This window comes from Neobacillus sp. K501, from assembly GCF_053749995.1.
In genome coordinates, this window is the sequence record NZ_JBSLYA010000013.1 from 63,277 (window position 1) to 82,351 (window position 19,075).

General features: G+C 40.5%; 17 protein-coding genes. 11 read left to right on the forward strand and 6 right to left on the reverse strand.

The window, feature by feature from the left end; all coding sequences use genetic code 11:
• Positions 1–40 precede the first annotated feature (40 nt).
• Genes ACWM35_RS22440 through ACWM35_RS22450 form a run of 3 tightly spaced genes read right to left on the reverse strand, consistent with a single transcriptional unit; the run spans position 41 to position 3,536 of the window.
• Positions 41–1,048, reverse strand: coding sequence for an NAD-dependent epimerase (locus ACWM35_RS22440; protein WP_454821124.1), 1,008 nt, complete (start codon positions 1,046–1,048; stop codon positions 41–43).
• Positions 1,045–2,472 (reverse strand): hypothetical protein, encoded by a 1,428-nt coding sequence (locus ACWM35_RS22445; RefSeq protein ID WP_454821126.1) that lies wholly within the window; start codon positions 2,470–2,472, stop codon positions 1,045–1,047. The genes ACWM35_RS22440 and ACWM35_RS22445 overlap by 4 nt, the downstream gene beginning before the upstream one ends.
• A complete protein-coding gene (locus ACWM35_RS22450; RefSeq protein WP_454821127.1) occupies positions 2,469–3,536 on the reverse strand; it encodes a glycosyltransferase in 1,068 nt (355 codons plus the stop codon). Before ACWM35_RS22450 ends, ACWM35_RS22445 begins: the two co-directional genes overlap by 4 nt.
• 379 nt (positions 3,537–3,915) lie before the next feature.
• On the opposite strand from ACWM35_RS22450, the gene lepB reads away from it, so the two are divergent.
• The 10 genes from lepB (at position 3,916) to ACWM35_RS22500 (ending at position 13,897) form a co-directional block, all read left to right on the forward strand.
• The gene (gene lepB / locus ACWM35_RS22455; RefSeq protein ID WP_454821128.1) at positions 3,916–4,464 is read left to right on the forward strand and encodes a signal peptidase I; all 549 of its coding nucleotides are present in this window, start codon (positions 3,916–3,918) and stop codon (positions 4,462–4,464) included.
• Between the two features lie 296 nt (positions 4,465–4,760).
• Complete coding sequence (locus ACWM35_RS22460) at positions 4,761–6,299, forward strand: LPXTG cell wall anchor domain-containing protein (RefSeq protein WP_454821129.1); 1,539 nt, start codon at positions 4,761–4,763, stop codon at positions 6,297–6,299.
• A 271-nt stretch (positions 6,300–6,570) separates the two neighbouring features.
• A complete protein-coding gene (locus ACWM35_RS22465) occupies positions 6,571–8,370 on the forward strand; it encodes a hypothetical protein (RefSeq protein WP_454821130.1) in 1,800 nt (599 codons plus the stop codon).
• A gap of 210 nt (positions 8,371–8,580) precedes the next feature.
• Positions 8,581–9,027 (forward strand): hypothetical protein, encoded by a 447-nt coding sequence (locus tag ACWM35_RS22470; RefSeq protein WP_454821131.1) that lies wholly within the window; start codon positions 8,581–8,583, stop codon positions 9,025–9,027.
• Between the two features lie 276 nt (positions 9,028–9,303).
• Complete coding sequence (locus ACWM35_RS22475) at positions 9,304–9,720, forward strand: DUF2243 domain-containing protein (RefSeq protein WP_454821160.1); 417 nt, start codon at positions 9,304–9,306, stop codon at positions 9,718–9,720.
• A complete protein-coding gene (locus tag ACWM35_RS22480; RefSeq protein WP_454821132.1) occupies positions 9,720–9,842 on the forward strand; it encodes a hypothetical protein in 123 nt (40 codons plus the stop codon). The genes ACWM35_RS22475 and ACWM35_RS22480 overlap by 1 nt, the downstream gene beginning before the upstream one ends.
• 55 nt (positions 9,843–9,897) lie before the next feature.
• Positions 9,898–10,359, forward strand: a complete 462-nt coding sequence (locus ACWM35_RS22485; RefSeq protein WP_454821161.1) for a DUF3052 domain-containing protein — start codon at positions 9,898–9,900, stop codon at positions 10,357–10,359.
• Between the two features lie 357 nt (positions 10,360–10,716).
• Positions 10,717–11,895, forward strand: a complete 1,179-nt coding sequence (locus ACWM35_RS22490) for an Alp7A family actin-like protein (protein ID WP_454821133.1) — start codon at positions 10,717–10,719, stop codon at positions 11,893–11,895.
• Positions 11,896–11,907: 12 nt separating this feature from the next.
• Positions 11,908–12,513, forward strand: a complete 606-nt coding sequence (locus tag ACWM35_RS22495; protein WP_454821134.1) for a hypothetical protein — start codon at positions 11,908–11,910, stop codon at positions 12,511–12,513.
• Between the two features lie 163 nt (positions 12,514–12,676).
• Positions 12,677–13,897: a dicarboxylate/amino acid:cation symporter gene (locus ACWM35_RS22500; protein ID WP_454821135.1), complete on the forward strand. Its 1,221-nt coding sequence runs from the start codon at positions 12,677–12,679 to the stop codon at positions 13,895–13,897.
• A 32-nt stretch (positions 13,898–13,929) separates the two neighbouring features.
• Here the strand turns inward: ACWM35_RS22500 and gdhA are convergent, their stop codons facing one another.
• Positions 13,930–15,312: an NADP-specific glutamate dehydrogenase gene (gene gdhA, locus ACWM35_RS22505; RefSeq protein ID WP_454821136.1), complete on the reverse strand. Its 1,383-nt coding sequence runs from the start codon at positions 15,310–15,312 to the stop codon at positions 13,930–13,932.
• 160 nt (positions 15,313–15,472) lie between these two features.
• Here gdhA and ACWM35_RS22510 point away from each other — a divergent pair, with 160 nt between their 5' ends.
• A complete protein-coding gene (locus ACWM35_RS22510) occupies positions 15,473–16,378 on the forward strand; it encodes a LysR family transcriptional regulator (RefSeq protein WP_454821137.1) in 906 nt (301 codons plus the stop codon).
• 56 nt (positions 16,379–16,434) lie between these two features.
• On the opposite strand, the gene pepT is transcribed toward ACWM35_RS22510, so the two are convergent.
• On the reverse strand, positions 16,435–17,661 hold the full coding sequence (gene pepT / locus ACWM35_RS22515) for a peptidase T (RefSeq protein ID WP_454821138.1): 1,227 nt from the start codon (positions 17,659–17,661) through the stop codon (positions 16,435–16,437).
• A 287-nt stretch (positions 17,662–17,948) separates the two neighbouring features.
• Positions 17,949–18,899 (reverse strand): nuclease-related domain-containing protein, encoded by a 951-nt coding sequence (locus ACWM35_RS22520; protein WP_454821140.1) that lies wholly within the window; start codon positions 18,897–18,899, stop codon positions 17,949–17,951.
• Between the last annotated feature and the right edge of the window lie 176 nt (positions 18,900–19,075).

Consider the following 19,075-nt stretch of genomic DNA (forward strand, 5'->3'; position numbering starts at 1 on the left):
CTCAATGAGTAATTGAGGCAGTTCGTTTTTTCATCCATGTCTACTTAAGATGAAATTTTTTGTACCAATCGACAAAATGGGTTAATCCGGTTTTGATAGATGTGGCAGGATAGAAGCCAATATCCTCTCGCAAATCAGTAATATCAGCATAGGTCTTCTTAACGTCGCCTGGCTGCATTGGTAAGAATTCAACCTGTGCCCGTTTGCCAATCAGTTCTTCTAAGGTTGCGATAAAGTCCATTAACTTTACGGGATGATGGTTGCCAATATTATAAATTTTATAAGGGGCAAGGCTCGTACTTGGATATGGAAGTTGGTTATTCCAGTGGCTGCTGGTTTTCGGTGGTTTATCTAGTAATCGGATGATTCCTTCAACGATGTCATCAATGTAGGTAAAGTCTCGACTCATATCCCCATGGTTATAGACCTTAATGGTATTCCCTTCGAAAATATTTTTCGTAAAAGAATAATACGCCATATCCGGTCTGCCCCAAGGGCCATACACAGTAAAAAAACGCAAACCAGTGGTTGGAAGCTGAAATAAATGACTATAGGTGTGGGCCATTAATTCATTCGCTTTCTTTGTTGCAGCGTAAAGACTTACTGGGTGATCAACGGTATCATCCGTCGAGAAAGGGGTTTTGGCATTTGCACCATAAACGGAGCTTGATGAGGCATAAATTAAATGCTTTACATGATAGTGCCGACAAGCCTCTATAATATTGATAAACCCTATTAGGTTGGAATGAACATAAGAATGTGGGTGATGAAGACTAAAACGAACACCCGCCTGAGCAGCTAAATTGATGACAATATCAATAGAATGATTGTCAAAAACTAAATTTAATGATTCTCCATCAGCTAAATCTATTTTATAGAATTGGAAATTAGTATTTTCATTCAAAATCTTCAACCGCTCTTTTTTGAGCTCGACATCATAATAGTCATTCAGATTATCAATACCTAGCACATCATAATCTAGGTCCAATAGACGTTGAGAAAGATGGAATCCAATAAATCCGGCAGCGCCTGTTACTAAAATCTTCATCTTCTTTTACCCGATCTTTCTCCATGCGCATGTTCTTTTTTCCGTTGATGCTCGCCTTTAGGGTTCTGGCCGTTTTTACGATTGTGCTCACCCTTTGAGCCGTGTCCTTTTTTACGATTATGCTCTCTTTTTTTGTCGTTCCCCTTTTTATACTCGTCTCCCTTTTTTCGACCCTTATCTTTCTTAGATTGATTCCCCTCATCTGCCACAGTGCCTGGAGTTGTTAATGGAATCGGCGTTTTTGTCCATTCAGCATGGATAGTAGGATCCATGGACTTTACATGTTCAAGAAAGGTGTCGAGGAAGCCCCTTTCGTATAGGTTTTGAAATAGTTCTAGAGGTCTTTCTTGTTCCCGGGAGAAGGAATAAACATGGTCCACCATTTTAAAGCCTTTATTAGTAACGATAATATGACGTAACGGAGCATCAATTTGCTTAAACCCTGAATTTTTTTGGGTTATCAGGATATCAAGTAATCTTCTTGAAATATCCTCTGATAAAGTTGATTGTTTTTTTAGAAAGGTATTCAAATCCGGCCCTAGCAAGTATTCCATTACTACATAATTTTGTCCGGTTTCAAAGACCTTTGGAATAAAAGATAGATTCTGGCTAGATAGCAAAACCTTTTTTTCCTGATCAGCATGCTCTGGTTTTCCATAGATCTTCACGCATTTGTTTTCCTCTATACGGTAGACAGCCCCTTGATGCCCTTTCCCAATTAAAGGTTGTGTAACAGCACTTTCGACTTTTACTCCTTGTCCAGAACCACCTGAAGTAACAGGGATATTTTGGTAGTCAAGACGGTTTTCTGTGAAGTACTTATCCCAGGCTGCGAAGGTTTCGGGTTCTAGACTTTTGACTTGGGCTAAAAATGACTGCTTTAAGAGGATGATGTTTAAATCTCTTAATAATTTTAGCGGGACTGGGTGAATTCTTTTGAAGGCATTTACGTGGTCAACGACTTTTAGTTCTTCATTTTCTAGGACGAAAATATGACGTAATGGGGCATCAATCATTGTGAAATTTGCTTTCTTTAACTCAGAGAGGATATTAAGCAGTTTTTTAGCGATTGAATCTGGGATGTAAGTGCAATTTCTCAAGTACTCTTTTAAAGTAGGAGCATTAAAATATTCCATGACGACATAGTTGGAGCCTGTTTTAAATACTTTCGGAAAAAAGGATAAATGTTGACCGGCTTTTAAAGCTTCTGCTTCCATGGATGCCTGCAGGGGATCGGAGTATATCTTGACACATTTATCCTCAGAAAGTTTAAAAACAGCACCTTGTGCCCCCATCCCAATTAAAGGGTAGCTAGTTGGGTTATCGATTTCTAAGGTTTTTAATCCTTTAGTTACTTGAATGGATCTAAAGTCTTCCATTCCCTTGTCTTTCTTTTTCTTATCCTTCATTTTTTTGTCTTTCATTTTCTGCTCCCCCCTAACAATTCCTCATAATATTTTGCCTGGAGTAGAAGCTGTTGAGCGGAATCAAAGGATTTCTCAACTTTTTGCCGGGCTGCAGCCGTGTAAGTTGCCCAAAGATGTCGATTGGTGAGCATGTATTCAAGCCCGGCTGCAAGCTCATCCACGTTGTTTTCTTGTACTAAAAACCCCTCCTGATTATGAGTGATCAACTCAGGGATGCCTGCATGATAGGTTGAGAGAACGGGTACTCCGAGGGCCATTGCTTCTTTAAGTGTATTCGGAATTCCCTCTACATCGCCATCTGAGGCTACCAGGCTTGCCGCACAAAATAAATCAGCATTGCTCATATGCTCGCGAACTTTATCTTTATGAAGATGATTTAATAACCGGAAGGAATCACCTAATTTCAGGCGAGTGGCTAGAGAAATAAGCTCTTGCTCTAGCTCCCCTTTTCCGATAATCGTCAGTGTCGCATGAGGAAATTTATCTTTTATTTTCTGAAAGGACTGCATTAAAATATGATGTCCCTTTTTTTCTACTAATCTGCCAACAGAAAGGATGTTTTGCGAATCCTTCATTACCGGTGGCCGGTATTGGTACTTACCTAGGTCAACCCCGCCATATAGCACTTTAATTTTTTCTGGAGGACAGCCCCAGGCGATGAGCCGATCGGCTAAATACTGACAAACTGGGAAGAAATACTCACCTTTGTTAAACAGCCTTTTCATGTTCGCTAAATAACCAACAGGCTGATTGGCTAAGGTGGCGTCTCTGCCGCGAATACTGGTCACTAGTGGAAGATTCGTCTCCTCTTTAAAAGGGAGTAATAGGATTCCTAATTGCCCGTGGTGGGCATGCAAGAGTGACACTTGATTTATTTCTACAAATTCCTTTGGGGAAAAAATTTCATTGAGATAATGGACTTTTTCATTAAGAAGTGATAGATCGGTCATGTACTTTGGCTGGCGGACCAAATGAATATAATCATAATTAGGAACATCCCGAATTTGAGAAATATATTGCGTTGGGTCAACTCTTAAATTTAAATGAATAGCTTTTGGCAAATTATTCTTCTCCTTTCGACATAATCATTGGATTTTCTATCCGTTTCAAAATAATTTATTCCAATTGGAAAGGAGGGGCTTGGACAATTCATAAAACAAATGAAAAATGGGACAAGTTTTATCATTTCGGAGTGATAAATGTTATGTTGGCTATATAAAAATATAGTGTTTTCATATGTAAATAGACCTTAAAGGTAGAGATTGAACAGTTTTGTTTGAAAACTGTTCAATCCCTACTTTTTTTGGGGATCATGAAAAATTTGTTAAGAATACTCTAATGCTTAGAACCTTTGTCGATTTGGAAAAACATTAAAGGATAATTCTGCCTATTTAGAGAAATTGTGGTATTGAAAATTTTAAAAAGATAGGTGGGAGAGATATGGGACCAGCACCCCATGATAAAGTGGAAAGTAAGGCAGTTCCATCAAGGAAAAACAACAGTATTCTTGAATGGGTAAAGTTTTTAGCAGGTGTGGTAGTCGTTTTTCTGGTGGTTTTTTATTGCATTGGAATTACAAAGGTAATCGGCCATTCGATGGATCCAACATTAAAGGATGGGAGTTTTTTATTTGTTAATAAACTCTCAACCTTTATTTCAGAACCTTCCTATGGAGATGTTGTAATCGTGAAGGAGGGCGACAGAAACATAGTTAAGCGTGTTATCGGAATGGCAGGTGATACGGTTGCGATTAAAGGCGGAGTCGTCTATGTCAATGATGAACCAATTACTGAGGACTACATCCTTGGAACTTCCAATGATATGGAGGTAATCACTGTTGCAAAAGGTGAACTCTTTATTCTTGGAGATAATAGGGCTCCAGGTGAGAGCTTAGACAGCCGTGATCCGAATATTGGCCCGATCTCAGAAGAGTTAATTGAAGGATATGCTGTTGTCTCATTGTATCCATTTTATACGATTAGCAAATAACAAGTTTGCTGCCCCTTTCAAAGGGGTTTTTTTATGGAAAAAGGCAGGATCGTGTAAATTCGAGAATTGTCCAGCTCCACCGCCTAGCTTAGGACACTACAACTTTTCCTGTTTGTTCTTTAAAAAGTTTGAAAATTGTTGAAAATTTGAGAATAACGGAGTAAAGTCTAATATAATGAACAAAACGAGTGCTTTATAACGAAAAACGGTCAAATTTGACTGTTTCTATTACATTCTATGTTCTATATAATGAACATATCAATCTGATAAATCTACTATTGAAAGGAGGGGAAATGATGCTTAAAAAGCTTTTGCTTACATTTTTATTGTTCCATACCGCAACAGTGGGATTAAACGTCGCATATGCAGAGGAACCAGTTATACATAATGACTTGCCTGCTGAAACGACAGAAAGTTTGACAGAGAATTCATTAGAAACTGTAGCAGAGGAAACGGCTGTTGTCGAAGATCAAAATCAATCAACAGACAATCCAAGTTATCAGGAAGAAATACCTGCTGAAAATGTCGATCAAGACCAATCGACCGATCAGAAAGTAACACAAGGTCAGGATGTTAAGGGCGATGCAGAGGAAGAACAAGATCAAACGGCTGATATCATTGTTTGCCAAGAACAAATGGTCAACGCATCTGTTTCCTGCGAAGACAAGATTGAAAATGATTCAGAGGAGCTGGCTGAGCAAAAACAGACGACAACTGTCGAAACTGGTCAAGCTCAAGATGTTGATTCAGTAGGAGCCGTTAAGGCGGAACAAAAGCAAGGCACTGAGATTGATTCTAAGCAAAGCCAAGAAGTTACTACACCTGAAGGGGACAGTGTTTCCCATAATCAGGGCACAAATGCCAAGACAAAGCAAACACAAACCGTTGTTACAGAGAACCCGGGAGATATTATTCAGGGTCAGCAATTAGAAGTTGTCGTTTCCCAAGCCCAAGAGCTATCCGAAAAGCAGGACAAGCAGAAACAGGAAACTGCAATAGCTGCGGATCAAACACAAGTAATCAGCACTTCCGGTTCATCCAAAATGGAACAGACTCAAACCGCAGAAGTGAAAGCCAATATGGTCGACGCTTTAAAGAACATAGTGGATGTTGGTATCAAAGTAACAAGCAGAAACTATCTTGAAGTTGTCAAAGACACAACGTCTAATGTAGTGAAATTCATTCAGGAAATTTTCGTCAATGATGAATTGGTGGATGTGATTGATGAATCCTACACACTTGATGGAAATGATACGGAAGTAAAAATGCAAAGATATGAGAAGCAGTATGACTGGGGCAGTCTTGTTGTTGGGAATTCTGCGTCGATTATCTTTAGTGAGTCATTGCAAAAATATACTTCAACCATGAGTAGTTTCCTTTCACTTGTGTTTGGTTTGGAGCGAACTAACGTACCAACACCTGAGAATCCAGACCCTGTGGATCCAACACCGGAAAACCCAGAGAATCCTACACCAGAAAACCCGGATCCAGAGAATCCACAGCAACCAGAAAATCCTACACCAGAGAACCCAAATCCGGAGAATCCACAGCAACCAGAAAATCCTACACCAGAGAACCCGAATCCAGAGAATCCACAACAACCAGATGAAAATCCTGTAACACCTGTAGATAATAATGGAGGAGAGAAAGGCAATACCACTACTCCGCCTCAAGTGCTAAAACCCGCTGATCCAGTCAAAGTACAACCCATTGCTGCTACTGGGGATGGAAACCAAATTCCTGACACAGCCACAAACAGTTACAATTACCTGTTGGCGGGATTGCTTCTAACTGCAGCTGGAGCCACTATATTCTTTAAAAGAAGAAGGATTTAACGAGAAATCCTTATGCAAGCGTTAATGTTGACGATGTCTCCATTAACGCTTTCTTGATTTTTAATAATTGTTCTTTTTAACGAACCAAAACGTTCTTGTAAAAATACGAAAAAATGAGGAAAAAGAAGAAAGTACGTAATAACGAACGAAAAACTGCTGTTATATGGAAAAAATGACCGATTTTCGGGTTTTAAAAACAGCGTAATCCTCTCGTATACTAACGGTGGAAGGATTTCCAAAATCAGTTAGTAAGGTGGAGGTAGGTAGTCGTATGAAAAATTACAAAGAGGTAAAAAACGTATTAAACTGGAAAAAAATATTGGGTGTAGGTGTTGTAGCAGGAACTATACTAGGTTCAACCTCTGCTTTTGCAGCACAGGGAGTTACACAAGATCAGAATGTAAATGATTTTAAATATCAAAACCATGCTGCTTTAGGTGCTTTGATTGGCCAAAATCAAGGTGCGGAGGATGTCTCCTTTGTAGGTCAAGGATATTCCGTTTTAGGCTCAAAGTGGTCTTCTCAAAGCCAAACGGCTTTAAAAGGAACCCTTCAGCTTCAAGGAGCAGCTGGTTTATTAATTGGTCAAAACCAAAGCTCTTTAAATGGCTCTAATCAACAACAAAATGTATACGTTGATAGAGGTTCGGATCAAGCCCAAACATCTGTTAATCTTGCAGGTCAATTACAAGGTGCATTAGGTTTATTGATTGGTCAAAACCAAAGCTCTGGTAATGGAGCTCTTCAATCGCAGCAAGCTGCAGGTAAGTGGAATGACCAATCTCAAACAGGTGTTAACACTAACCTTCAAGGTCAATTAGCTGGCGGAATCCTAATTGGCCAAAATCAAGGAGCAGCTAACTTAGGCCAACAGGACCAACAAACTGCTGGTGTAGGAAATGACCAATCTCAAAGCTTTGATAATACAAATCTTCAAGGTCAAGCAGCAATTGGTGCATTGATTGGTCAGTCTCAGGGAGTTGAGAATGTATCTGATCAAGGTCAGGTTTCAACTGGCTACTTTAATGATCAAAACCAAAGTGCTAGTACAACAACAGCTCAAGGCCAATTGGCAGCAGGTCTTCTAATCGGTCAAGAACAATCAGCAAGCAATGGTTCACAACAACTTGCAACAACTGATGGTTTTGCAAATGACCAAAACCAAGCGGTTGTTGGTGAAACAGCACAAGGTCAATTAGCGGCTGGTGCCTTAATCGGTCAATCTCAATCTTCTGATAATGCTACTGTCCAAGGTGCTACATCTTCAGGTGCATTTAATGACCAAACTCAAGTTTCAGGTTCTGGAACAGCTCAAGGTCAAGCAGCTGCTGGTGTAGGTGTATCTCAAGATCAAGCTTCTTCCAATGATACAACTCAAGTATCTGATGCGGATGGTTTTGCTAATGACGTAGTTCAAGTTGGAGTAAATGGAACTGAACAAGGTCAAGCGGGCGGTTCTGGTGCTGACCAATCCCAATCTGCTTCTAACGAAACTAGCCAAGGAGCAGCAACTGAAGGCGCATTCAATGACCAAGTGCAAGTAGCAGCAAATGGTACTTCTCAAGGTCAAGAAGGTGAAGATGCTACTCAATCTCAAGAGGCTTCAAACACTACTGATCAAGGTGCAGCTTCTGAAGGCGTGAACAATGATCAAGCTCAAGTGGCAGTAAATGGAACTGAGCAGTCACAATCTGGTGAGTGTGATGTCGATCAAGCACAATCTTCTGATAATACAACTTCTCAAGGAGCATCAGCAGCGGGCGTGAACAATGATCAAGCTCAAGTATCTGCTAATGAAACTGCTCAAACTCAAGCTGGTGTAGATGGTGCTAATCAATCTCAAACTGCTGCCACTGATACTACTCAGGGAGCTACTGCAGTTGGTGCTGGCAACGAGCAAGCTCAAGCAGCAGCAACAGAAACTCAACAAGTTCAAACTGGAGCTGGTGATGTCACTCAAACTCAAAACTCTAGCAATGCTACTAGCCAATTAGCATCTGCATTTGGCGCTGGCATTAGCCAAGGTCAATCTTCTAGCTCAACTGTTGTTCAATCACAATCTGCTAACTAATAGTATAAGAGAATTAGAATTCAGCTCCATCTGGTGTTCTGCTGGATGGAGCTTTCTGTTTGCCGATAGGAATGTATTACTTCCCTATCAGGCATAAGTACAACTGGGCAACCGCGCCTGCGCAAACGGTTTGGTGCTAGCCAAGTTTTCTTTAAAAATATGCAGAATACTAGCTTATATTAACTAGTAATCACGGGAGGGCAAGACGAGATGAAAAAGAAAATCGGTTCTTTATTAGCAGTTACAGCAATTGGTTTAGGTGTATTTGCAGGAGGAGCTTCTGCTGCATCAAATGCAGAACAATCTGGCCCTGGTACGGGTAGTAGTGTAGAAACAGGCACTGCCGTGAACGGACAAGGTGCTTTCACTGCCGGCTATCAATTCCAAGCTGGGAAAACTTCAGGAGACGCTACGTTTAGTCAAAGAATTAAGTCTAACTTAACTCTTACTAGCCCTGGTTCATCGACTACTGTAGAAAGTGAAACGGCTCAAGAAACATCTACTACACAACCAACCCATGTGGTCCAAAACCAAGTAGACCGTACTTCTGGTATTCAATATGAGAAGTCATTTAAAGGCGGTCCAACTCTTCAATTCCAACAGCTACAACGTACTTCTATTAACTATTCAGTTGGAGCTAAAACTGTTAATCCTTAATAAAGGATGAAAAGTCTATAATAAATATAATTTGGGAGGGATTCCGTATTCCTCTCTCTTTCTTGGTCTCTAGGGGGCAATGTATTGGTACGGCTATCAAATTTTTTACATAGAGCCTGAAGTACTGGTTGAAATCCGGTATTTCAGGCTTTTTTTAATTGAAAAGGTTAGATTTTCAATTGAATTGGAAATAATGTTTTAATGTTCAGATAGAGAGGAGAATTTAAACTGACTTATTATACAAAAAGAAGATTTATTTCGATCGGCAGTTTTGTTCTGGGGTTTGGTTTTATGGGGGCGATGGATGGGATCGTGTTCCACCAATTACTTCAGTGGCATAGCGTTGTGATGCAAACGAATCGTTCCGGACAAATTCTAAGTGATGGGTTATTTCATTTGGCTGTAACGATTACCCTGGTGGTGGGTGGTATTCTGTTATGGCTTGCCGGTAATCCTACTGATTTATCAAGGGGAATTCGGTCATTAGTGGGTGGTTTTTTCATCGGGTGCGGTATATTTAACCTAGTTGAAGGAATCATCAACCATCACCTTCTCCAGATTCACCGTGTGAAGCCAGGAGACCCTAATGCCCTATTCTATGATCTATCATTTCTAGCACTTGGTGGGTTATTGTTACTAATTGGTCTATTGATCAAACGGACAAAAGAAAATATACAGACGAGAGGTATGTGATGTATCGAGTAATCAGTTTTATCGTCATTTTTTCATTTGTTTCGATTATGTTGTATTTTCACTTTGAATATGGTCATCATCCTGCAACTACCACTCATACAGAGAGCCATTCTCATTCTTAAGTTGTCTATGTTATGATGTTGGCGGATAGGTAAAATAAAAAGGCGGTGTTTGATGATGACAGAAGCAGCTTCAGTGATTAAAAAGTTAAATTTTAAAAATCAGGGACAGCCAGTGCTTATTATGAATGCTCCTAAATCCTATGATAAAATAGAGGCCATTTTAGAAGGTGACGTTCATAAGCAGCCAGAATTGGAAGTCTATGATTTTGTCCAGGTTTTTGGGTCAAGCAATGATGAACTTCAAACGCAAGCAAGACAAGCAGTTAGTCATGTAAAGGAAGATGGCCTCCTCTGGCTATGTTATCCAAAGAAATCATCCAAAACGTATAAAGGCTCTGATTGTAGCCGAGAAACGGTGATGTATTTGCTAGCGGATGAAGGCTATGAGCCAGTTCGTCAGGTAGCGATTGATGAGGATTGGTCGGCCCTGCGCTTTCGAAGACCAGAAAAAATTAAAACCATGAAACGAAGTTTTGCGGTGACCGAAGAAGGTATAAAACGTACGGAGCAAAAATAGACTCAATTGGATTTGGGTCTTTTTTTTGCATACAAATGTGTTTACATGTATTCAATGTTGTATACGTTTGTTTACGATTATGTATACTTGTTTACTAATATGTATACATAATGTTTACAATAACGTTTACTTGTAAACAATCATGTACACATACCGTTATTACGCGATGTATACGTGATTGTAATCGTTGTATACAGGGATGTTTACTGCGATTACATAATGTTTACAATTTTACACTCTCATATCTTTTTACATTCTACCGTTGATGAATCTATTAATCTTCTTTATGCTTAACTTAGATAACTAGTTACATAACTTCATTGACTCCAAAATTAAGAGAATGAAAGGATGACCATTTTGAATAATACTAGAGTTGCAGCTGTTGACGTTGGAAATGATTCAATTAAGGCGATTTTTGGGAAATTAGACTACGAGCTCAATATCCCTAATATCATTGCTCGGGATGTTGAAGATCGACCCGTAATTGGGATAGAAGAATTGGATGATAAAAATCCTTTAGACGGGATTCATGTTAGAGTCCACTCCCCTGCCCTAAAAGAGAATAATGTTATTTATCGAGTAGGTAACTTAGCGACAAAAAGTAACAATGCCATGGAACTAGATCCTGGCAGCAGCAAGTCAGAGGAAGATCAAACACTCATTCTGCTTTTTACTGCATTAGCGTTGGATGCGGTTAAGGAAGAAAACAGAAAATTATTCCGCCAGACAAAAAACGTCATTGATGCTAACTATACGCTTGGAACAGGTCTCCCCCTTCGTGAAGTGAAGGAAGGAAAAGATGCCGGTTATCGCTCGAAATTAATTGGCTCTGTTCATCAGGTGGAATTCTTAGTGACTCCGAAGTACCAAGGGATGAAAATAAATATCAAATTTGATGAAGTCAAGGTTTATCCAGAAGGGTTTGCTGCCTATATTAACCTTGTTATGGATAATGATTTAAAAATCATTAATAAGGATTTAATCGATAAGCGGATTTTAATTCAGGATATTGGAGGTCTATCGACTGATATCGCTGTGATCAAAAATCGTAATGTCGATGACGATAAAGCTCAAGGCTTCAATCTTGGGGTGTCAGAATCACTAGAAGCGATTCGTGAGGAAATTCGGACGAAGCATGGTGTGGAGCTGGATAGCCGCCGCGATGTAGTCGAAATTATAACAAAGAAAAATGACCGTAATCATATAATGGTCAAGGGCAGCCGAACAAGTGTCCATGATATTACCGACCGGATTTTGCTTGATTTAGCAAAGAAACAATATCGCTTATTAAGAAATGTGTGGTCAAGAAATTCGCAAACAGAAATTTGCTATTTTGTTGGCGGAGGTGCTACGGTTTTAAAGGATTACCTTAAAACACTAAATAACAGCTTAGACGGTTTTAATATCGACTTCTTTGAAGATGAAAAAGAAAGTATTTGGATGATGGCCAATGCTTATTATAAATTAATTACAGATTTTGTAAGAAAAACAGAGCAACCAAAAGTGGAACAAAGTAAAAAGCCTGTTACCAATTAATAGGGTGATGAGATGAAAAAAACGGGTTCTAATGGAATTCAGCGGGGGCAGGCAATCTCCTTTCGTGTCCCTTCTGACACGCCTGACCATATCATGAAACAGCTGCAAAAAATGAAGGAAACAGAAAGAAGAAATTTTTCTAGTAAAATTGCAGAATTTGTAATGGAAGGAGTAGGACAATCCCAGGGTAAAGACCGGGAAACGGTGTCCATCCCCCTCCCCAAAAAGCTGACGAAGGCCCAGCGTGATTGGCTCAAATATGAGCATTCGGAAGCCATGCTAGGAAGTATCCTCTATCATTTGATCGCTGACCCTGTCCGTGCGACAACGTTATTGGCTAATTTAAATAGTAACGCATTGGATATTGATGAGGCATTATTTCTTCAAGAAGAAGTATTTCCTGAGAAACATGAGAAAGATGTTGATGAGATTGTCACTCAGCAAGTAGATGCCATTGAGGAAATAGCCACAACAATCGATTTATCGGATATGGAAGACGACCTTAGTGAATTTGATTGGGAAACTGCCAAGCAAAATCAACCGGCGATCGAGGAGACGAATGAGGAACTGGATGTCGAGGACCTTCTTGGCGGTTTCCTGGCCAATATGAATAAGTAAAACGTAAAAAATGGACCTGGCTTAGGGTCCATTTTTTGTGGAATTCAGGGCATAGGGAAAACTTTATTAGAAAAATATTATTAAAGTCGCTTTCTATTAATCGTCTTTAAAATTATAATAGATAGACGCAAAAATGAATTTAGCATTATAAAGGAGCATCTATATGAATAAATGGAAGAATTATCGTTTCCCCATCATTCTATTGTTGTCCATTTTTGTTGGGGCAATTGTTGGATTGGTGATGAAGGAGGAGGCTGTTGTTTTTCAACCAATTGGTGATGTGTTTTTGAATCTTTTATTCACCATCATCGTACCGCTGATATTCTTCACCATTTCCTCGTCCATTGCGAATATGAATGGGGCAAAAAGATTAGGGAAAATTATTGGCTGGATGTTTGGAACGTTTTTATTTACAGGACTTATAGCAGCTATTTATATGTTTTTTATTGTTAAAATCGTTAATCCTGGAGAAGGAGTTAAGCTGAAGTTAATCAAACCTGAAGGTAGTGAAGAGTTAAATCCAATTACTCAAATTGTTAAAACCTTTACTGTTCCAGACTTTGTTGAATTATTCTCACGAAGCAATATGCTTGCCTTGATTGTCATCTCCATTTTAATCGGCTTTGCCGCACAATCAATCGGTGAAAAAGGCAAGGTTTTTACTAGCTTTTTAATGTCAGGTTCTGAAGTGATGATGAAAGTGGTTTCCTTGATTATGTACATTGCTCCGCTTGGCTTGGGTGCTTATTTCGCTACCTTAGTCGGTCAGTACGGCCCGATTCTTTTAGGTTCGTATGTCAAAGCAGGAATTACTTATTATCTTGCTGCGATTGTCTATTTCTTTGTTGCGTTTACTATATACGCTTTTATGGCAGGGAAAGGGACAGGAATCAAGGTGTTTTGGCGTAATATGCTGGAGCCTACCATTACATCATTAGCTACCTGTTCCAGTGCTGCTTCGATTCCAGTTAATCTAGAGGCTTCGAAAAAAATAGGCATTAAAAAGGATATCCGAGATACGACGATTCCACTAGGAGCAGCACTCCATAAGGACGGCTCCGTCATTGGCGGCGTATTAAAAATTGTTTTCCTATTTGGCATTTTTGATATGCCTAACACTGGGGTTGGAACCTTTTTCTTAATCATTGGCGTTTCACTATTAGTTGGTGCTGTGATGGGCGCGATTCCAAGTGGTGGAATGATTGGCGAGATGTTGATCTTAAGTCTCTTTGGCTTCCCTCCTGAGGCTTTACCGATTATTGCGGCAATCAGCACATTAATTGATCCACCTGCTACGATGCTGAATGCAAGTGGAGATAATGTTGCAGGAATGATGGTTTCTCGTATGGTAGAGGGAAAAAACTGGTTGAAACAAACCGTATAAAAAGGGTGCTCATTCGTGAGCACCCCATTTCTTTATATAACACCTTGCGCAATCATTGCGTCAGCCACTTTTAAGAATCCCGCAATATTGGCACCAACAACGAGATTGCCTGGATAACCATATTCCTCAGCAGCTTTCACGCTGTTCTGATAGATATTGATCATGATTTGGTGTAATTTTGCATCCACCTCTTCAAAGGTCCAAGAAAGTCGAGCGCTATTTTGTGCCATTTCTAAGGCAGAAACCGCTACTCCGCCAGCATTTGCGGCTTTCCCAGGTGCAAATAAAATATCGTTCTGTAAGAATATCTCAATTGCCTTAAGGGTTGACGGCATATTAGCCCCTTCCCCTATGGCTTTGACGCCATTGGCGACTAGGACTCTTGCGGAGGTTTCATCAATCTCATTTTGCGTTGCACATGGTAAGGCGATATCACATGGAATTGACCAGATACCTGTGCACCCTTCAAAATACTGTGCTTCCGGATGCTCAAGAACATAGTCACTAATTCTTCGTCTTTCAACCTCTTTAATGCGCTTCACGGTATCAAGCTTAATGCCTGTAGGGTCATAAATATAGCCGTTCGAATCGCTGCATGCCACAACCCTTGCGCCAAATTGCATCGCTTTTTCTATTGCATAGATGGAAACATTGCCAGAACCAGAAACAACAACGGTGCTTCCTTCAAAGCTCATACCTTTGTCTGCGATCATTTCTTGTACAAAGTAAACAGTCCCATAGCCGGTAGCTTCTGTTCTAGTTAAACTTCCACCATAGCCAAGTCCTTTACCTGTCAATACTCCTGCCTCATAGGCACCACGGATTCGTTTGTACTGACCAAACATATAACCGATTTCTCTCGCCCCTACCCCAATATCCCCTGCTGGGACATCAATATCAGGGCCAATATGGCGGTAAAGCTCAATCATGAAGCTTTGGGTAAATCGCATAATCTCACCGTCTGATTTATCCTTCGGGTCAAAGTCTGATCCGCCTTTCCCGCCGCCGATTGGCTGTCCTGTCAGTGAATTCTTAAAGATTTGTTCAAATCCTAAAAATTTGATAATGCTGGCATTCACAGATGGGTGAAATCGAAGCCCGCCTTTATATGGTCCGATTGCACTGTTGAACTGGACACGGAATCCACGATTAACCTGTACTTTTCCTTTGTCATCTACCCATGGGACACGGAACGAGATCACACGCTCTGGTTCAACGATTCTTTCTAAAATGCTTTGTTCAATATACTTAGGATGTTTCGAAAAAACAGGAACAAGCGAATCAAAAATTTCTTTTACCGCCTGATGAAATTCAGATTCATGAGGATTACGGCTCATTACGGTTTCGTACACTTCATTCACATAATTAACCGCTATCTGTTGTTCTGTCTGTATTAACTCTTCTATTGTTTTCATAGGGTCCCCCAGTCTCATCAGTCGTTTATATAGTAAATTTAATTTTCTGACTATTTTATTTATTGCTAAAAAATATTTTATAATTAAAGAATAATCTAAGCAATATTAAAAATAGATAAGATTAATGCCGATATGAGATGAATGGCTAGAGGTGAGCAATTTGGAACTTAGACAGATCCACTATTTTATGGAAGTGGCGAAGCGTGAGCATGTAACAGAGGCAGCACATGCCCTCCATGTGGCACAATCAGCAGTCAGCAGGCAAATATTCAATTTAGAGGAGGAACTAGGTGTACGTTTATTCATTCGCGAAGGAAGAAATGTAAAGCTGACACCGGTCGGAAAAATGTTTCTTAATCAGATGCAGCAGGCAATGAAGGTGATTGATGCTGCGAAAAGGGAAATCGAAGAGTATTTAGATCCTGATCATGGGACAATTCGCATTGGCTTTCCAAGCAGTCTTGCTTCCTATATACTGCCTACTGCCATCTCCTCTTTTCGTGAAAGGTATCCGCAAGTGAAGTTCCAGTTGAAGCAAGGCTCTTACCGCAATTTAATTGATGGAGTAGTGAACGGTGAATTCGATATGGCGTTAATTGGACCAGTACCAAAACAGGAGAAAAAAGTTGAGGGTACCACCCTCTTTATTGATAATATTGTCGCGCTCATGCCTGAAAGTCATCCACTTGCTAATAGAAAATCGCTGAAGTTGGCGGAATTAAGGGAGGATTCCTTTGTCCTGTTTCCAGAGGAATATATTTTGCGTGAAATGATTGTCAATGCTTGCAGCCAGCTTGGTTTTCAGCCAACAGTATCCTTTGAAGGCGAAGATATTGATGCGATTAAAGGATTAGTTTCCGCCGGACTTGGTATCACTCTCATTCCGGAGATTACCTTGGTGGATCGGCTTCCTCGTTCGACGGTGAAAATTCCAATTATTGAACCCAATGTTACCCGCACGGTAGGTGTCATCATCCCGAGCGACCGCGAACTGCTTCCTACTGAGCGCCTTTTTTATGAGTTTCTCAAGGAGACGTTTACTAGATTAGATCGGTTTCAGATGTAGGAGACCGGAAATGATGGTTAGAAAAAGCTAACCCAGTGACAGGTTAGCTTTTGTTTTTATGCTCGTTGTTCAAATAATTTTACGATTTCAATTACAGTGTTTGTTGCTTTGATCATATTATCGACAGAAATAAACTCGTACTTGCCGTGGAAGTTTTCTCCGCCTGTAAATATATTTGGCGTTGGTAGACCCATATAGGAAAGCTGAGACCCGTCTGTGCCACCGCGGATTGGCTTGATAAGCGGTTTGATGTCCAGGTTTTCCATTGCCTGCTGAGCAATCTCAACAATTTCCATTACCGGCTTTATTTTTTCACCCATGTTGTAGTATTGGTCTTTTAATTCTATTAGGATACTGTCTTGGCCGTACTTGGTTTTTAAGTTATTGACGATGTTTTCCATCGTTGTTTTTCTGTTCTCGAATTTTTCTTTATCATGGTCTCTGATAATATAATTCAGCTTGGTTTGCTCCACCTCGCCATTGAAGGAAATAAGGTGGTAGAAGCCTTCATACCCTTCTGTGTGTTCCGGTGCTTCCTGAGCAGGCAGCTGGCTATGTAATTCCATCGCAATCTTCATCGAGTTGACCATTTTGTCTTTAGCTGATCCTGGATGAATATTGGTCCCGTTTACGGTGATTTTCGCCGAAGCGGCATTAAAGCTTTCGTATTCTAACTCCCCTAGCGGACCGCCGTCCACTGTGTAAGCATATTTGGCATTGAATCTTTGGACATCAAATTTATGTGGCCCCCTGCCGATTTCCTCATCCGGTGTGAACGCAACGCGGACCTTACCATGCTTGATTTCAGGATGCTGAATCAAATAAGCCATCGCCGTCATTATCTCCGCAATCCCCGCTTTGTTGTCAGCACCTAGAAGTGTGGTCCCATCCGTCGTGATGAGCGTGTGCCCTTTATATTCCGGAAGGCTCGGAAAATCCTTCGGTGACATCGTGACATTTTGATTGAGAGCGATTTCATTTCCATCATAGTTCTCAACAATTTGTGGCTTCACGTTGGTGCCAGTAAAATCAGTCGCCGTGTCAACATGGGCAAGAAATCCAATGGTCGGCACCTCTTTTTCCGTATTAGCAGGCAGAGTGGCCATCACATAGCCATTCTCATCGACCGCGACCTCTTCCATGCCAATTTGTTTGAGCTCCTCCACCAGCATATTCAAAAGCGTCCACTGCCCCGGAGTTGAAGGGCAAGTCTCACTGCTCTCATTCGACTGTGTATCCACTTTCACATATGAAGTAAATCTCTCAATGATCTCATTCTTCACCTTAGCAACACCCCTTAATTGGTTTTTACATGTTAAATATAGCACTTTATAGGGGTGGATACATCTTTTTGGAGTGAGATTAGGTGAATTGTTGGGTGGATGGGGTGAAATACTTGCGGATGGCGCAGAATACTTGCGGATAGCGCGAAATACTTGCGGATAGCACGAAATACTTGCGGATAGCGCAGAATACTTGCGGATGGCGCAGAATACTTGCGGATAGCGCGAAATACTTGCGGATAGCACGAAATACTTGCGGATGGCGCAGAATACGTGGGGATAGCACATTACTTATACTTTTTGAAATCCATAATATATTTACAATCTTTAAAAGTACCTTCTCTTGGCAAATTCATACTATTCAATATGCGATGGGCTGTATAGATGTCCACTTGCAAAAACTCCCGGCACTCCCGATTCGTAATGCTCCTTTTGAAAATCAAAAACCACTCCTCTAAATTTCGTATATGTGCCAAATTGTCGTTCACCCCGCAATGCGGACAGTGCCAGGAACGTGGTATCTTAATTAACCCTAGCTTGCCACATGTTCTACACCTTCCCCCTTTTTGGAAATCTCCAAATGATAGTTGATAGGACTCGCAAATGGGTTTTGGAATGTAGGGTCGATGGCTGTTTATCAGTTCTTCGGAAAGCCATTTAAAGGTTGACCCATCGAGTTTTTTCGATTGCATTGGCAGTCTTTTAACAAACGATGGGATCATATTAGGGAATAGAATCCTGGTTTTTGCTGGGGGAACGGCAACGATTTGTTTCGGATAGGCTAAAACCACAGCTCCGTATAGAGGGAGTTGGATACCTCGCCCCTTAAGCCATGCAGACAGGAGTTCGCAATTTCGCTCCAGTTGAACAACGGGACTTTCAAAGGAGTTTCTCTCACTATCCTCCTTCGTGCGAATCAATTGGGGAGGATTGTCCTTAAATTCTAACGTTCCGGCAATGTTTTTTGTTTCGAGAATGACGCCAAAATAGGGGGTCAAAACCGTGTGGTCTATTTGAAAGGTACTGTCTGAAGAAAGGAATAAATCGTGGAAAATATCGTTTTTAAAAGGAAAGGTATGTTGCTGAAGTACATCTGCTACTCTTTCCTCACCGCCAATTCCTGCCTCAATCGCCGCCTGCTTAGCAGATAAAACTGGAACAAGCGGATGTTGTGGAGATAGCCTCCCCTGAGCAGCAATCAAACCTTTTAATGTAAGTGAATCAGATCGTTCCTTCATATTTCACCTCCATAAAGTATCCTAGCACATCCCCCACCCACCGGATATGAATTTCATAAAATTGTAAAAAATATACCTTGTTCGCTATTGACCACATCAGTCAACAGGAGTACAATATCGTTGACTACCTTGGTCAACAGCTATCTTTTCATTAGAAAATAAAAAAGAAAGGGGCT

Bases quoted from the DNA above. Each gene is read 5' to 3' on its own strand.
- ACWM35_RS22440 (WP_454821124.1), bottom strand. From the start codon at position 1,048: ATGAAGATTTTAGTAACAGGCGCTGCCGGATTTATTGGATTCCATCTT.
- ACWM35_RS22445 (WP_454821126.1), bottom strand. From the start codon at position 2,472: ATGAAAGACAAAAAAATGAAGGATAAGAAAAAGAAAGACAAGGGAATG.
- lepB (WP_454821128.1), top strand. From the start codon at position 3,916: ATGGGACCAGCACCCCATGATAAAGTGGAAAGTAAGGCAGTTCCATCA.
- ACWM35_RS22460 (WP_454821129.1), top strand. From the start codon at position 4,761: ATGCTTAAAAAGCTTTTGCTTACATTTTTATTGTTCCATACCGCAACA.
- ACWM35_RS22465 (WP_454821130.1), top strand. From the start codon at position 6,571: ATGAAAAATTACAAAGAGGTAAAAAACGTATTAAACTGGAAAAAAATA.
- ACWM35_RS22470 (WP_454821131.1), top strand. From the start codon at position 8,581: ATGAAAAAGAAAATCGGTTCTTTATTAGCAGTTACAGCAATTGGTTTA.
- ACWM35_RS22480 (WP_454821132.1), top strand. From the start codon at position 9,720: ATGTATCGAGTAATCAGTTTTATCGTCATTTTTTCATTTGTTTCGATT.
- ACWM35_RS22485 (WP_454821161.1), top strand. From the start codon at position 9,898: ATGACAGAAGCAGCTTCAGTGATTAAAAAGTTAAATTTTAAAAATCAG.
- ACWM35_RS22495 (WP_454821134.1), top strand. From the start codon at position 11,908: ATGAAAAAAACGGGTTCTAATGGAATTCAGCGGGGGCAGGCAATCTCC.
- ACWM35_RS22500 (WP_454821135.1), top strand. From the start codon at position 12,677: ATGAATAAATGGAAGAATTATCGTTTCCCCATCATTCTATTGTTGTCC.
- gdhA (WP_454821136.1), bottom strand. From the start codon at position 15,312: ATGAAAACAATAGAAGAGTTAATACAGACAGAACAACAGATAGCGGTT.
- ACWM35_RS22520 (WP_454821140.1), bottom strand. From the start codon at position 18,899: ATGAAGGAACGATCTGATTCACTTACATTAAAAGGTTTGATTGCTGCT.